This is a genomic window from Fluviispira multicolorata, assembly GCF_009208585.1.
GTDB lineage: Bacteria > Bdellovibrionota_B > Oligoflexia > Silvanigrellales > Silvanigrellaceae > Silvanigrella > Silvanigrella multicolorata.
This window is the reverse complement of the sequence record NZ_WFLN01000008.1, coordinates 84,731-100,050: the sequence shown is the minus strand read 5'-3', so window position 1 is coordinate 100,050 and position 15,320 is coordinate 84,731. Positions and strand designations below refer to the sequence as shown.

The following is a 15,320-nucleotide window of genomic DNA, read 5'->3' as shown; positions in this document are numbered from 1 at the left end:
TAGTTTTCATACTTGACGGTCTAAGAAATAGTGCGCATAATACTCCTAGCTCTGGGTAGCTCTTGTATCAATGTGGTAGAACCTACAAATAACGTAACAGGAAGCTGAAAAATTCTTGGTGAGCACGCCCTCCGGCTTGTACGATCGAGGGAAGCCTAAAAGGAATTTCAGAGGCATCCACTTTTAAAGAGTGGGTTTCTCCTATTTCATGACTGCCCAGGGTGTTCTTTCCTTATTTAATTCCAAATTGCTTTTAAAATTAAATCATATTGATTATTTACCTAGAGTTTTCTTAGTATTTCAAAAATAACTATTTAGCTTTAATTAAGCTTTCTTTTACACTTGAGAACGAATACAAAGGATTTTATTATGACAAAAAACTACAGTGGTGTCTCATGTATTAACGGAATAATATTCCCACTCGAAGAAGCAAAAATTCCTATTTCCGATAGAGGTTTTTTATTTGGTCATGCTATTTTTGAAACTATTCTTGTTAAATCAAATTTAATAGTCTCTTGGAAAAATCATTATACAAGAATGAAAATTAGCTGCGAAAGCGCATTAATTAGGTTACCAGAAGAAAGCATTTTGAAAGATTGGTGTCAACAATGTGTGGATAAAAATCTTGAATTGAGTGAGAAAGAATCTGATAAAGTCCAATTAAGAATTATTGTAACTGGAGGTAATTCATTTGATCTTGCCATTAAGAAAGATAATGATCAATTACCGAATTCAAATGTAATAATTATATGTAGAAATGTAGCAGGCCCTTCTAAAGTTCAATATGAAAAAGGAATTGCATTAAAGTGCGCTCCCGATTTAAGAGCACAAGGTTTAATTGATATCAAAAGTTGTTCTTACCTGTATAATTTAATGTGCCTTGAGTTGGCTAGAAAAGAAGGATATGATGATGCATTATTTTATAATAATGCAAATCATATAACCGAATCTACATCTGCAAATTTTATTTGGTTTGACAGAAATAATGTTACTCATTCCGCTTCTTTTAAAGGAAGCTGCCTTGCAGGAACGACATTATCAAAACTTATTGAAGGTATACAAAAAACAAATTTACATTTTAGCTGGAAAGAATTAAACCTCAACAATATTGCCGATGCAACAGGATGCGGCATTATCTCTTCTATTCGTGGCATAGTGCCTGTTAACAAAATAGATGAGAATTGCTTTGACATTCATGCTCAAAAAGAAATTTTTGAAACATTGAATAGAATACTACAAGAACAAATGAATTAAGGTCATATAAATGAGAGTTATTGCTGGAAAATATAAAAGAAGAAATTTAGTCACAACCGAAGGTAACGAAATAACAAGACCCACTTCAGATCGGGTCAAAGAAAGTGTTTTTAACATTCTTTCAGATGAATTACTCAATGCCAAAGTCCTTGATCTCTTCTCTGGAAGTGGATCGCTTGGAATTGAATCTCTCAGCCGAGGGGCAAATTTTGTCACCTTTGTGGAGAAAAATATAGAACCTGCAAATTGTATTCAAGTTAATTTAAATGGTCTTAAAGTCCCTGAAAATGAATATTCAATTATAAAATTAGATGTTACTAAATTTTTAACTTCTTACTCTTCTCAAGAAAAATACGACATTATTTTTGCTGATCCCCCCTATAAATCTCCATGGTATGCAAATTCTCTTGATGAAATTGAAAATGCAAATGTGTGCAATAAAAATTGCACTGTCATTTTTGAAATGCCAAAAGATCTCAAAATTTCGATACAATCTAAATTCAAAGGATGGTCGAAAGATGATGAACGCATCTATGGCAAAACAAAAATTGAAATCTGGAGAAAAAGGGAAGAGGCATGATAAAAAAGACATTTGTTAATTTAATATTTCCTTTGGTTGCAATTTTTTTACTTTATGGTTGCTCAAGCTCAAAAATATCATCTGATAGCTTAAATTATATTATTTCTGGTAATAAATTTGCAGAAAAAGGTGATTTTCAAAATTCGGCAACACAATATAAACTCGCTCTTAAAGCGGAACCCAATTCAACCACAGCAAAAAGAAATTTGGGTTTAGTTTCAGTAAAAATCGGTAAATTTAAAGAAGCTGCTCTTTTACTCCTCGATATTTCAGAGTATTACCCAAAAGATTCTGAACTTTTTTATTTTTTAGGAGAAGCAAATAGAGGTCTTGGTTTTGACAAAGAAGCAATTAAATTCTATCAAAAATCTCTTTCAATTTCTCCTTCAGAATTAAGAACACTAAAATCATTAAGTTGGGTTTATTTAAAAACAGGTGATTATGATCAGGCTGAAAATTTAATTAAAAGAAATTTTGAAAGAAACCCTCTTGATCTCCAATTACTTCTTATTTCAACAAGCATCGATATTAAAAAAGAAAAATATTCAAAAGCAATTAAAGCAATGCAAGATTTTGAAAAATCAGATTTTCGCATAGTTAGCAAAGATCAAACGACTGCAGAAACCGAAAAAATATTATTATTAAATGTTCTTGGAAATGCTTATGCTGGGGTTAATAACTGCGAAAAAGCTCAAAAAATATATGACATAATATTAAAATTAAGACCTTTTTTGGCCTCCACCTTAACTGATTCTGCTAAATGCGATCTTAGACTTAACAACACTTTTCAAGCAAAAAATAAACTCGAAAAGGCACATGCAGCTGAACCTAACTACCCAGAAGCTCTTTACCTATTAGGAAAAATTTATACCAATAATGATCCAAAAAAAGCAGCTTTTTATTATAAACGTTTTGTAGAAATTTCCTCTGATTATAAGAATCTTGAAGCTGAAAATAAACAGGCTCAAGCTTCTTTAAACCTACTTGAATCTAAAAACTTAGGCCAAGGTAAGAAATCTGATTGACGCATGCGTTCGTTTGGTTAACTATAATGTCTAATTGAGCTTCATCTGAAGCCTCTTAGTTTATTTGTAAAATGACAATTTGTCCCATAAGAAAGGTATCAAACGATGAAACTCTCATCAGAGCAACTCGAGCGACTTGCGGAACGTGTGTTTAAAGTTCTTAAGGGTTCAGGACATATTGAACTTGACTATGATACCGAAGAACGTATTGAAGAAAAAGTTATCGAACAAATCTCTAATGTCCTAGAAGACGACTCCCGTACTGAAGATCGCCTCTCACGTGAAGCTGAACGTCTCGTTTCCGCTCAAAGCCAAATTGCAAAATCATCTGGCAAGAGTTTTGAAAGCCTTGTTGAAGAGGTTAAAGTACGCCTTGCTCGCTCTAAAAGAGTCATTTTGGGAGACGAACCAGAGCGTGCAGACTCCCTTGCTGAAAAAGTTTTAAAAGCTATCTGGAAAATTGATGGCATTGATTTTTTTAGTGAAGATATGAAAGTGCAAAACTGCATAGCAAGAGCAATTCACCGTTTTCGTGTAGAAGACGACCGCATCATTGAAGCCGTCGAAAAAATAGTGAATAAGAAAAGTGGTGAAGAATCATACAGCCACGCTTGGTGTATTGCATTCGATAGATGCTACAACGAAGTCCGCCAACGTATTGCAAATCAAAAATCATCTGATGAAACAACAACGGTAGGCGGCTAAGTACAAAAGAGATCATAAAAAGTGCAGCCAGAAGAATTTGTCCACCTCCATATCCATTCCGAGTACTCACTTCTTGATGGTTCCATAAAAGTAAAAAAACTGGTTAAAGAACTCAGCAAAAGAGGAGCGAGGGCAGCTGCACTCACTGACCATGACGGAATGCATGGTGTGCTTGAGTTTTTCCTTTCCTGCCAAGCTGAAAAAATTAATGGCATTATTGGTTATGAAATAAATGTCGAAACTATTTTATTAGAAGATAAAAAACAGGTTTCACATTTAATTTTACTCGCAGAAAATAATGAAGGTTACGCAAACTTAATTAAGCTCTGTACAATTGCCAATACAACTGGAAAAAATAATATATATCCTGATTCCACTTCAGTTACTATTGCAGATTTACAAAAATATTCAAAGGGAATAATTTGCTTAACAAGCTGCATGAAAGGCGAATTGTCTGCACTTATTTTAAAAAATGAATTAGAAAATGCAGCTAAATATTTAAATAAATTAACAGAAATATTTGGCAACGAAAATACTTTTGTTGAACTCATTGATAATGGTATACCTGAACAAAAAAGATTAATTCCAAATCTTATAAAGATTGCAAAACAAAATCAAGTTGAAATTGTTGCTACAGCTGACGTACATTATATTAATAAACAAGATAAAGAAACACACATGTCTTTACTTGCTATTAAACATAAATTACAAAAATCTGATGTAAGAGGTATTCCAAGTTTTATAGACTTTCACTTACCAACCTTTGAAGAAATGCAATTAAAATTTTCAAAATACCCTGAAGCAATTTCAAATACAAAAAAAATTGCTGATAGATGTGACGTTAAAATCGATACTAAAAGTATTTTTATGCCAGACTATAGACAGAGAGAAAATGAAACCTCTGATGACTGTCTCGTACGTCTTTCTCGTAAAGGCCTTGAGGCCCGCAAAAGTGCTGTTGAACATTGGATGGGAAAATCATTTAACGAAAAAGTTTGGGATGAATATAAAGTACGTCTCGAATATGAGCTTTCAGTTATTTTAAAAATGAAATTTTCAGGATATTTTTTAATCGTACAAGACTTTATAAATTGGGCAAAAGAACAAAAAATCCCCGTAGGCCCAGGTCGTGGTTCTGCTGCAGGTAGCATTGTTACTTATGCGTTACGCATTACAAATATCGATCCCATTCGCTTTAATTTATTATTTGAGCGTTTTTTAAATCCAGATCGTATTTCTATGCCAGATATTGATACAGATTTTTGCCAAGATAGGCGTGGTGATGTTCTAAATTATGTCTATCAAAAATATGGCAATCGTGCAGTATCGCAAATTGTTACTTTTGGTCGAATGATGGCAAAAAATGCGCTAAAAAATCTTGCCCGAATTAATGGCTGGCTTTTTCATGAAAGTAACGAGTTTGCAAAATTAATTCCTGAATCCCCAGGAATCACTCTTGAACAAGCGTTTAAAGAAGAAATTAAAATTCAAGAACGAATTGCATCCGATGAACGTGCAAAAAACCTCTGGGAAAGTGCTCTTGAAGTCGAAGGCACGCTCAGCTCTCTCGGTATTCACGCTGCAGGCGTAATTATTTCTGACCGTGCTCTCGACGAGCGTTGTCCGCTTCTTGAAACTGACGGCCAACTTCTTACCCAATTTGAAAATAAATATGCAGAGAAAATTGGGCTTATTAAATTTGACTTTTTAGGATTAAAAACCCTTACTGTTATTGATAATGCAGTAAAAATTTCTCAAAAAAGATATAATATAAATATAGATATTGACAGTATTGAGCTCGAAGATCCTAAAGTTTATGAAATGATTTCTACAGCTCACGTCACCGGCATTTTTCAGCTTGAGTCCAATGGCATGCGTAAACTCATTGCGAACTTAAAACCAACTTGTTTTACCGATATTATTGCCGTTCTTGCCTTGTTCCGTCCTGGGCCATTAGGCTCAGGGATGGTCGATGATTTTGTGAAGCGCAAACATGGCGAAACACAAGTGGAATACCCATTTGAAGAACTTGAACCAATATTAAGTGACACTTACGGAGTCATTGTCTATCAGGAGCAAGTGCAAAAAATTGCAGCTGTCCTTGCAAATTATACCTTGGGTGAAGCAGATTTATTGAGACGCGCCATGGGTAAAAAAGATAAAAATGAAATGGAAAGACAAAAAAGTCGGTTTGTCTCAGGTGCAACTGAAAATGGACACAATCCCGAAAAAGCAGCTGATCTTTTTGATCTTATGGCAAAATTTGCGGAATACGGTTTTAATAAAAGTCATACCGCTGCTTATGGTTGGGTAACATACCAAACTGCTTGGTTAAAAACATATTATCCCACTGAGTTTATGACAGCAATTATGACCTGTGATTTAGACAACACCGATAAAATTGTTGGCTATGTCCGTGACTGTAAACGAATGAAAATTGCTATTTTACCACCATGCGTTAATCATTCACGCTTTGAATTTAGTATTCCAGACGACAAAATCATTCAATTTGGCTTAGGTGCCATTAAAGGACTTGGTTCAGGCATAATTAATATGATTGTCGAAGAAAGAGAAAAAAATGGGATCTTTGGCACTGTTCCAGAATTTATTGCACGACTTGATGCACGGAAATTAAATAAAAAAGTGATGGAAAGCCTTATTAAAGCAGGTGCATTTGACTCTATTGCAAGCAATCGTGCTGAACTCATGACAAACTCAGACACTTGGTTAAAAACCATTGCTAAAGAGACTGAGAGAGAAGAAAATACAAGTTTTGATATATTTGGAATGTTTAATGATAGCAACACTATAACTAAACAAGAAATTCTCCAAAAAATTGAACCTACTCCTAAAAAGAAAAAAAATACTGATGATTTTATTTTCTTACCCAATATTCTGCCAACCATTGTAAAATCAGAAAATTGCCCAAATAAAATTGCTAATTTTCTAATACCAATTCAAATTAAATCCACTAAACCTTGGACATTTTATGAGCAACTTGCCCATGAATTTGCAACCCTTGGTTTTTATATGACTGGACATCCTGCTGACCTCATACGTGCAGACCTAAAAGAAATCTCTGAAATTTCACTTAATCAAGCTATTCTTTATTTAGAACCTGATGAAGTTCCTGATTATAAAAGAAAAGCTATTAAAGTTGCAGGGATTGTGACTATGAATTTAGAGAAAAAAAATAAAGATGGAAATTCTTTTTTAATCTTAAAAATTGAAGATGGGTTTGGAGAACTTGAAGTTACTTTATTTAGCAAACAATATGCAGCTCTCACTGAAACAATTAAAATAGGCGAAGCTCTTGTTGTTGAGTGCAAGATCAAAAAAGGTATTGAAGATGGAAGTGTTAAAGGTATCGTCCAAAGTATCGATCGCGTTGCTAATAAAAGAATTGAACTTGTAAAAAGAATTATTCTTTCAACTGAAGAAACATTTTTAATGGGAAAAGAAAATATAAAAAATCTTATAAATATTCTTATAAAAAATAAAGGCAAAACTCCCCTTTATATGAATATTGCAATTCCTGATCACAACCTCAGATTAAAAGCAAAAATGGGTAATCATTATATTACTCCTACCGATAATTTTATTATGGATATTGAAAACACTTGGCCAGGTCTTGTTAAAGTTGAAAGAGTTTATCATTATCAAGTGCTGAACTGAGTTTGACAAGAAACTTGCCGCCTAACTTATATATCCTCACTATTTAAGATCGTATTGAGTGCCAAGATAACTTGATACACAATCCGCATTGTTCAGTCGCCAATCCATTCGATTCAATTGCCCTGGTCCATAAGCCGAAATTACAAATATACAAGCGTATTTATAATTAGGAACACGAGCTAATGCTTCATCATTTCTGACTGCAGTAAAAGAATAAATTGAATTAAATGATTTTTCCGTAGTGACTTCCATACCTACTTTTCTTGTTCTGTTTGGCGGTATTTCAATCTTATTATTAATATCTATTCGATTGCATGATTCATCTAAAAAATTTATATTATCTTCAAACAATCTTGAAATTTGAATATACCAACTGTATTTCATATCTTTATTATTTAATGTATACCAAACATGTACACTTGAGCAGTTAGGCTCCTGTGCAATATCATTAGAATCAATGTTTAGATACTTCGTTTTCTCTATGAAAGAATTTCTATGATTATTGGGAGGATTAAATCTGACATTTGAATGTGCATTCATTGAAGGTAACAATAGAGAAAGAAAAATGGATTTTAGATATATTTTGTTCATTATATAGCTCTCCTTCTAAATATATAAAAATTGTATTTATGAGAATTTGAAAAAATATGAAGAAATATAATTTATTATATGTCAAAAAATCTGAAATATTACATTTTTTAAAAAACTAAAATTCTACAAAATTTAGATCCTAATAATTAAATCATTCCTTTTTACAAAACTTTGATCGAATATAAAGTACAAGTATTTTTGATAGTTTACAAAATCAATATTGTCAATATGCTAATTGTATAAAAAATGTACTTTGTGAATAAATGGAATAAATTTTTTATACTCTGTTATTAACTTGCTAGAGGTTTAGATTATTTTTGAAGAATAAGAAAATCAAGATAAGTTATATGCTCTCTCACAAAAGAAGCCCGCAAATGCCCTGCATCCTTATAAATTGGTTTATTTTCATATGTACTTGGACATATTGAGTCTTTACCACAAAGATAATCTAATGGATCAATGACCTGGGCACCTGCTTCAATTACAACATTTTTTAATCTCTTTAAGAATGAATTTTTCGAATTAATAATATCAACTTTACTGACATTTTGAATATTAATACTAAACCTATCATTAAATATAGAACGATTGATCATATGTAATGGGGAAAGAACTTCCCCTCTAGGTATGTTAAGAATAACATATACAGATTTTTTTAAATCAACTAGTCTTTTGAGACTCAATTCAAACTCATTAAGCATTTTATCTACTGCCACAGGCGATTTCCTTAGAAATCCAATAAAATGTTCATTCTCATAATATGCCTTTACATCTTCCTTCAAATAACCCAACCACTCAGAACCAATAACAACTGTTTGAACTTGGGGATCTTCAGCATAATCATAAACATCTTGAAGATATTTTTGGCAACTGAGCTTACCTCTAATTTTTACATTCTTTATTGGGTAACAGCCGCTGCCTGTAAAAAATATTGTACTTTTCTTAATACTCGGATTATCGATTAATATTTTTTCAATTCTTGGAGCATATTGTTCAATATTACTATCTCCCATAAATAATATTTTGTCTTTATAAACTCCATTTTGATTTAAAGAAGATCCATTATAAAAGCTTTTATGTAGAAACTTTGGAGGATAATCCCAATCTTTTACAGCGTCATTATAGCTTTGTAACTCAAATTGACTCGAATAAGGCTTAATTTTTCCTTTATATCCTCCAACTCCAATTATTACTAACAATATTGAAACAGAAATTAAAGAATATACGGCTGTTTTTTTATTAACTTTTTTAATAGGATTTTCAACAAAATAAAATGTTAAAACTGATAATAATAAAGTTAAAATAAGTACACATATTAGATTCAAAAATGCGGAAGGATTTGGAAATAAATACTTATTAAAAACAATTAAGGGCCAATGCCAGAGATAAATAGGATAACTTATTAAACCTATATAAACGATATATTTATTTGAAAGAAAATACCTATTAACAATAGGTTTTCTTCCTGATGAAATTATTAAATAAGCACCAATAACAGGCATTAGTGCCCAAAATCCTGGAAACATTTTATCGCTATTTATTAAAAATACTGATAATATAAGGAGAATAATACCAAAAATAGATTTAATATTATTAATACGTTCTGAAGATTCATTTCTCTTATATAATGTAAGATATCCTAATATTCCTCCAGCAGCAAGCTCCCAAAATCTTGATACGGTCATAAGATATGATTCGCTTATCATTTCAAATAAATAGAGTAAGATTATATTTGTAATAAATGAAATAAGAAATAATAAAATCATTATTTTTAAAAAATTTCTTTTAAACTTCCAGCTTACAATAGCAATAAATGGCCATAATAAATAAAACTGCTCTTCAACCCCAAGAGACCATAAATTTAAAAGTGGCCTTAAGCCAGAATTAAAATAATCTACACTTTCCCTCCACTGGAGTTCATTTGAAACAAAGCCAATACCTCCTGCAATATGTTTTCCAAGATAAACGAATTCACGTTCGAATAATATTAACCATCCTAACAAAAGAGTTGTCATTATTACTAAAATAAGTGCAGGAAATATTCTTAAGACCCGTCTCATATAAAAGTCAGAGATAAGAAAAGTATTATTGTCTAAATTCTTAAATATATTTGTTGAAATTAAAAATCCTGAAATTACAAAAAATATATCAACGCCTATAAAACCACCCGGAATTTTACTTGGAAATAAATGATAAATGACAACAAAAAAGACTGCAACTGCTCGCAAGCCATCTATATCTGGTCGATACAGTAATTTATTAATATTATTCAAACTAATTACCCATTATGTTGATAAAAAAATTGCTTAACCGCTATTAATTTTAATTACCAAAGTTTAAGCTTTAATGAAACTGCTCGACCCCTCAAATAGAGAAATATTGAATTTCATAATTTGCTTCATATTCTAAAGGAGCAAGATAATCAAGAACAGAATGGCGTAAGTTGAATTATATAATACCTCTGTATATTCTATATGGATTTAATTTATTTCTTAATTAAACGTTATATTTTAAAAATAATTCTATTTCAAAATCTTATTCTGAGGATTATCAGCGTAGATTTCCCAATCCAACTTACTGCCATCCTCAATGTCCTTTATTTTCTTTACAGTGACTTCTATTCTTTTAAGAGCATTTTTTGCCTTATTAAAAATATTTAAATCATTTTTTGCTAATTTACTTTCAATACGTTTTAAAGCCATTTGTGCTATTGTTAAAGAGTTATTAATCTCGTGATTATAAGTAATTATTATTGAATTTATTGTTTCTATTTCTTTCTTTTGTAAATTTTCTTTATACAGTTTGCTCATCATAATTTGATTGTTTATTCGAGTTGCTGCTATATCAATATTAACTGGTTTTGAAATATAATCATTTGCCCCTAATTTCATAGATTTTTCTAAATTTTTATTATCATTTAATGAAGTAATCATAATAATAGGCAACTCAAATTTATTATATTTTACTCTTATTTTTTCTAAAAACATATTTCCATCCATATTAGGCATTAATATGTCTAATAAAATAAGATTCACAGAATATTTTTCAACTATTTCAACATCTGAAATAGTTTCATTTAATACAACACATTCAAAATTTTTATTTTTTAATCCTTCTGATATAAAATACGTATCTAATTCACTGTCATCTATTATTAATATTTTAATGTTTTTTTCTGACATATTTTCTTTCTCAACTAAATTAAAAAATTTAGCCCCTCCAATAAAGAGTTCATTTTTTCTTTTATTTTTTGAAATAACTCATTTGCTCCATCTAAATCTCCATGTCGCCCTTTTTCTTCAAGTATTAATAAGTCTTTTGTTATTTCATCTACAAAAAAACTGCCAATATTTCCTTTCAATTTATGTGCAGAAATTTCTAATTCTCTCGCATCATTCTTTTCAATTGAACATTCAATATCAGATAACATCTTTGGAATATATAAGAAAAAAAGCTCTATATATCTTTTCATAATTTTCTCATCATCAGAAAAATGTTTTAGAATTTTTTCTTTATTTAAACTCATTATATTTTCACTTCTTTTTAAACCAATATTTTTTTTACTCTTCAAAAATAGATTTAACGAACTTATAATATCTTCTATATTAAATGGTTTACCAATAAAGTCATTCATTCCCATTTTTTTACATTTTTCACGATCATCAATACTCACATTTGCAGTTAAAGCAACAATCCAAGGTCGATTTTGTGCTTGAATTGTTTGATAAATTACGCTAGTTGTCTCAAAACCATTCATTTCTGGCATATAACAATCCATAAAAATTAAATCATAATTCTTTGTAGTTAATATGTCTAAAACTTCTTTGCCATTGCTTACAATTTCTGGGTTATATCCTAATTTTTCTAAGAATTTACTTATTACAAACTGATTATTAAAATTATCATCAGCTACCAAAATATTTAAAGGGAACTTCTTTGCCATTTCTTTATCAATTTTATTGGAATTCTCATTTATTACTATTGGCTCTCCTTCCATTGCTTTAAATTTAAATGAAAATGCAGAACCTTTACCAAACTCAGAATTAACAAAGATTTCCCCTCCCATAGCTTCACAAATGCCTTTACAAATTGCGAGCCCTAAACCTGTACCTCCAAATTTTCGAGCTATAGATGCATCTGCTTGGGAAAATGAATTAAATATTTTATTTTTAAAATCTTCAGTTAATCCAATACCTGTATCAATAATAGAAATTGTAATAATATTCATATTGTTAAAATCTTTAGCACATTCTACTTTTACTGTAATCGATCCACTCGTAGTAAATTTAATAGCATTGCTTAATAAATTTACTATTACTTGTTTTACTCGAGAAATATCTCCAATAATCCACATAGGTATTTTAGGATCAATATCAACATAGATAGGTAATTTTTTTTCGATCGCTTTCACACCTAAAATTGAAACACACTCATGAATTGCATCGATTAAGTTAAATGATATATTTTCAAGTTTAAGCATTTTTACTTCAATTTTAGAGAAATCTAATATATCATTTAATAAATTTGTTAGATTGTGACCACTTGCTTTAATAATTTTTAAATATTTTTTTGCATTCTCTGTTTTAACTTCATCACTCAATATATTTATTGTCCCAAGCATTGCATTCAAAGGTGTTCGAATTTCATGACTCATATTGGCAAAAAATAATCCTTTATTTTTAACATTTTCTTCTGCGCTTTCTCTTGCTTTTAAAAGAACTTCTTCCATTTCTTTTTTATGGCTAATATCAAATCGAATTGCAATATATTGAATAACTTTGCCGTTTGAATTATGGATTGGAACCACAGTTGAATCAACCCAATAATATGTTCCATCTTTTCTTTTGTTTTTCACCTCGAAATGCCATATTTTTCCTTTTGCAATTGTTTTCCATAGGTTTACAAAAAATTCTTTAGGATGATGACCTGAATTGATTATCCTATGATCATTACCAATGAGTTCTTCTTTTGAAAATCCAGAAAGTTCTACAAATTTTTCATTTACATATTTAATCTTTCCAGTCAAATCTGTAATTGCTACGATTGCTGATGCATCAAGTGCATACCTCTGTTGCTCTAATAAATTTCTTGTTTCACCAAGCTCTTTTTCAGCTACTTTTTTATAGATAATTTTCCCTAAATAATGTGAAATTTTTTTGTATAAATTCACATCACTATTCATACTAAATACACTTTTTTCTCTTCTATAAAAAAATTCTAACTCACCAAAATTATTTTCTCCATATATAATTGGTATAGAGACTCTCTTTGTCATATTAAATTTTTTAAATAATAATTTTCCTAAATAATTATTATCATCATCAGCTTCATTAATTCCATCATAAATTTCTTTATTTATATTTTTATTTATAAAGTTTTCCTTTACATTATTAATCATTTTAATTAAATCATTTTTAATCGCATAATATTCTTTATATACAAGTACATTATTTATATTATCCCAATATATCCCAACATCAAAATCCAATCTTGATCCGATATTTTTCATTACTTTTTCTATGATTTCCTTTTCGCCTACAGAATTTACTATAGCAAGATCAATACTTGAAAATAATAATTTATTTTTTATTAATTTATCCAAAATATTTGTTATAAAATAACCATATATGATAAAAATACACAGTAGAGCTAAAAAAAGAACAATAAGGACTATATCTGTCAAATGAACTATTTTTGAATCTTTTTTAAACTCATTAATTTCTTCAAGAACTTTTTTCCCAATATACTCAATACATTGAAGTGTATTTCTTTTAAAAATCACTAATCCACTTTCATCTGGAAAAATATTGAGATTAGATAATGATTGATTAACATTAGAACAACTTTTATTTTCTTCATATATAGTTAAATTTTTTTTTAAGAAAAAAACTTTCTCACCAAATTCATCAATAATATTTGTTTTAAATCCTGTACTTTCTTTGCTTTTAACAATACCTCTAAGCTCACTTAAATAAACAATTGTTATATTTTTATTCAAAGAATCTTCATAGAACTTTGAATTTACTGAATTTTGATAATAATATAATGAAATAGTAGTTATTGAAAATAAAAGAAATAATGCAGAAATTAAAGTATAAGAATTCAAAGACTGATTTTTTAAAAAGCTTTCTAGTGATCTTTTATCTAACATTTTCTCTCCAGTAATAACCAAATATTTAGGTACTAGGAAAAATTATAAAAGAACCAAAAAGTGAATATAAAAATTAAATTTTTCTTACCCTAGCCTCTTCTCTCTATATAAAATAATTATAAGGTGATAAAAATGAGTTTCAATGCATTTTTTCTGACTGTATTTATATGAAGCTTTATTTTAAATTTATTTCTTATTTTTACAAAATATTGCAGAAATTTTAAATACTTAAATCTTTAAATACATCATCAGGTAAAAGATCAGTCATGCACTTATTTTTTTCTTTACTGCACAATTCGATAGAACAGCTCCGCCCTGTTGCTGTGCGACATGAAAGATTTTCTATATAAAAAATTGGATGTTTTTCGAAGCTATACGGGTGCCATTCAAGTGGAGATTCTGGTCCAAAAAGAGTGTAAGTTTTTACCCCTATTGCAATTGCAGCGTGCTTTAATCCTGAGTCATTGCCAATAAAGATATCTGCTAAAGACAATATGCGAAAACGTTCTCTTAGGCTACATGAGCTTGTATGTAAAAATTTCTTTTTATTATCTTCTGACATATATATTAAAAGCTCTTCAATGAGTTCTTTATCCACATATGATGTAATAGCAACAACACAACCTTTTTTTTGTTCAATCCAGTTCGTCGCAAGCTTTGCAAAATATTGTGGTGGCCAAATTTTTGTTCGACGTCCTGCCCCAATTCCAAGCATTAATAGAGGAGACGATATTTCCTGCAAAAAATTTTTTAAATAATTTTTTGCCCATGCTTTTTCTAATTCAGAGATATATATTTTAGGAAATTCACTACCATCAATTTTAAAATTAAATCCAATAACTGTATCTAAATCTCTTTGAATAGCTGATTTATGTATACCTTTATCAGGTATTTGCACTGTAGAAAATTTATTTTTTCGGCGTAAACTATGAAAATGATTAGATCTATTCTTAGCTCCAGTGAGAAATGACAAAAATGCACTTGTATTACTTGCATTGCAATTTATTGAATAGTCATATTTTTTCAATCGGAAAAAAATTAAAAATTTTAAAACGAGAAATATTTTTTCATAAAGAAAATTAAATAATTTAAAATTATATCTTGTAAATAAATATATATTATTTACATATAAATTTTTTTCAAAAACAGCTTTCCAATCTGATTCAACAAAAACATCAATATCAGCATACATATCATTTTTTTTTATACACTCGACAACTGATGTTAAAATGACTGTATCTCCCATTGCTCTTAGTTTTAAAACTAAGTACTTTGCCATCTAATTTGCTCCCTGTTGTCAAATTCAAGTTTAAGAAATACACTAAGTCGCTAGCTCGAT

General features: G+C 29.8%; 10 protein-coding genes and 1 other RNA gene. 6 read left to right on the top strand and 5 right to left on the bottom strand.

Translation table 11 applies throughout. From position 1 onward, the window contains the following. Window positions 1-45: 45 nt before the first annotated feature. From ssrS to dnaE, 6 genes are all read left to right on the top strand, one after another. A non-coding RNA gene (gene ssrS / locus GCL57_RS11285) (6S RNA) lies at window positions 46-227 on the top strand. A 142-nt stretch (window positions 228-369) separates the two neighbouring features. Beyond that, window positions 370-1,254 carry an aminotransferase class IV gene (locus GCL57_RS11280; protein ID WP_152213456.1) on the top strand — a complete coding sequence of 295 codons (885 nt, stop codon included), beginning with the start codon at window positions 370-372 and terminating at the stop codon, window positions 1,252-1,254. Between the two features lie 10 nt (window positions 1,255-1,264). Then, complete coding sequence (gene rsmD / locus GCL57_RS11275; protein WP_152213455.1) at window positions 1,265-1,834, top strand: 16S rRNA (guanine(966)-N(2))-methyltransferase RsmD; 570 nt, start codon at window positions 1,265-1,267, stop codon at window positions 1,832-1,834. Next, window positions 1,831-2,859, top strand: coding sequence for a tetratricopeptide repeat protein (locus GCL57_RS11270; RefSeq protein WP_152213454.1), 1,029 nt, complete (start codon window positions 1,831-1,833; stop codon window positions 2,857-2,859). The genes rsmD and GCL57_RS11270 overlap by 4 nt, the downstream gene beginning before the upstream one ends. A gap of 105 nt (window positions 2,860-2,964) precedes the next feature. Beyond that, window positions 2,965-3,564: a DUF507 family protein gene (locus GCL57_RS11265; protein WP_152213453.1), complete on the top strand. Its 600-nt coding sequence runs from the start codon at window positions 2,965-2,967 to the stop codon at window positions 3,562-3,564. 21 nt (window positions 3,565-3,585) lie between these two features. Next, window positions 3,586-7,239: a DNA polymerase III subunit alpha gene (gene dnaE, locus GCL57_RS11260; RefSeq protein WP_152213452.1), complete on the top strand. Its 3,654-nt coding sequence runs from the start codon at window positions 3,586-3,588 to the stop codon at window positions 7,237-7,239. A gap of 39 nt (window positions 7,240-7,278) precedes the next feature. Here the strand turns inward: dnaE and GCL57_RS11255 are convergent, their stop codons facing one another. The 5 genes from GCL57_RS11255 to GCL57_RS11235 form a co-directional block, all read right to left on the bottom strand. Beyond that, window positions 7,279-7,830: a hypothetical protein gene (locus tag GCL57_RS11255; protein WP_152213451.1), complete on the bottom strand. Its 552-nt coding sequence runs from the start codon at window positions 7,828-7,830 to the stop codon at window positions 7,279-7,281. A gap of 311 nt (window positions 7,831-8,141) precedes the next feature. Next, the gene (locus GCL57_RS11250) at window positions 8,142-10,103 is read right to left on the bottom strand and encodes an acyltransferase family protein (RefSeq protein ID WP_161597725.1); all 1,962 of its coding nucleotides are present in this window, start codon (window positions 10,101-10,103) and stop codon (window positions 8,142-8,144) included. 249 nt (window positions 10,104-10,352) lie between these two features. After that, the gene (locus GCL57_RS11245; protein ID WP_152213449.1) at window positions 10,353-11,012 is read right to left on the bottom strand and encodes a response regulator; all 660 of its coding nucleotides are present in this window, start codon (window positions 11,010-11,012) and stop codon (window positions 10,353-10,355) included. Window positions 11,013-11,026: 14 nt separating this feature from the next. Further along, window positions 11,027-13,981, bottom strand: a complete 2,955-nt coding sequence (locus GCL57_RS11240; protein WP_152213448.1) for a PAS domain-containing hybrid sensor histidine kinase/response regulator — start codon at window positions 13,979-13,981, stop codon at window positions 11,027-11,029. A 220-nt stretch (window positions 13,982-14,201) separates the two neighbouring features. Next, window positions 14,202-15,260 carry a glycosyltransferase family 9 protein gene (locus tag GCL57_RS11235; protein WP_152213447.1) on the bottom strand — a complete coding sequence of 353 codons (1,059 nt, stop codon included), beginning with the start codon at window positions 15,258-15,260 and terminating at the stop codon, window positions 14,202-14,204. Between the last annotated feature and the right edge of the window lie 60 nt (window positions 15,261-15,320).

What these genes read in the sequence shown, in the direction of transcription:
- GCL57_RS11265 (WP_152213453.1), top strand. Translation starts at nt 2,965, where the DNA reads ATGAAACTCTCATCAGAGCAACTCGAGCGACTTGCGGAACGTGTGTTT.
- GCL57_RS11255 (WP_152213451.1), bottom strand. Translation starts at nt 7,830, where the DNA reads ATGAACAAAATATATCTAAAATCCATTTTTCTTTCTCTATTGTTACCT.
- GCL57_RS11240 (WP_152213448.1), bottom strand. Translation starts at nt 13,981, where the DNA reads ATGTTAGATAAAAGATCACTAGAAAGCTTTTTAAAAAATCAGTCTTTG.
- GCL57_RS11280 (WP_152213456.1), top strand. Translation starts at nt 370, where the DNA reads ATGACAAAAAACTACAGTGGTGTCTCATGTATTAACGGAATAATATTC.
- GCL57_RS11270 (WP_152213454.1), top strand. Translation starts at nt 1,831, where the DNA reads ATGATAAAAAAGACATTTGTTAATTTAATATTTCCTTTGGTTGCAATT.
- GCL57_RS11245 (WP_152213449.1), bottom strand. Translation starts at nt 11,012, where the DNA reads ATGTCAGAAAAAAACATTAAAATATTAATAATAGATGACAGTGAATTA.
- GCL57_RS11235 (WP_152213447.1), bottom strand. Translation starts at nt 15,260, where the DNA reads ATGGCAAAGTACTTAGTTTTAAAACTAAGAGCAATGGGAGATACAGTC.
- rsmD (WP_152213455.1), top strand. Translation starts at nt 1,265, where the DNA reads ATGAGAGTTATTGCTGGAAAATATAAAAGAAGAAATTTAGTCACAACC.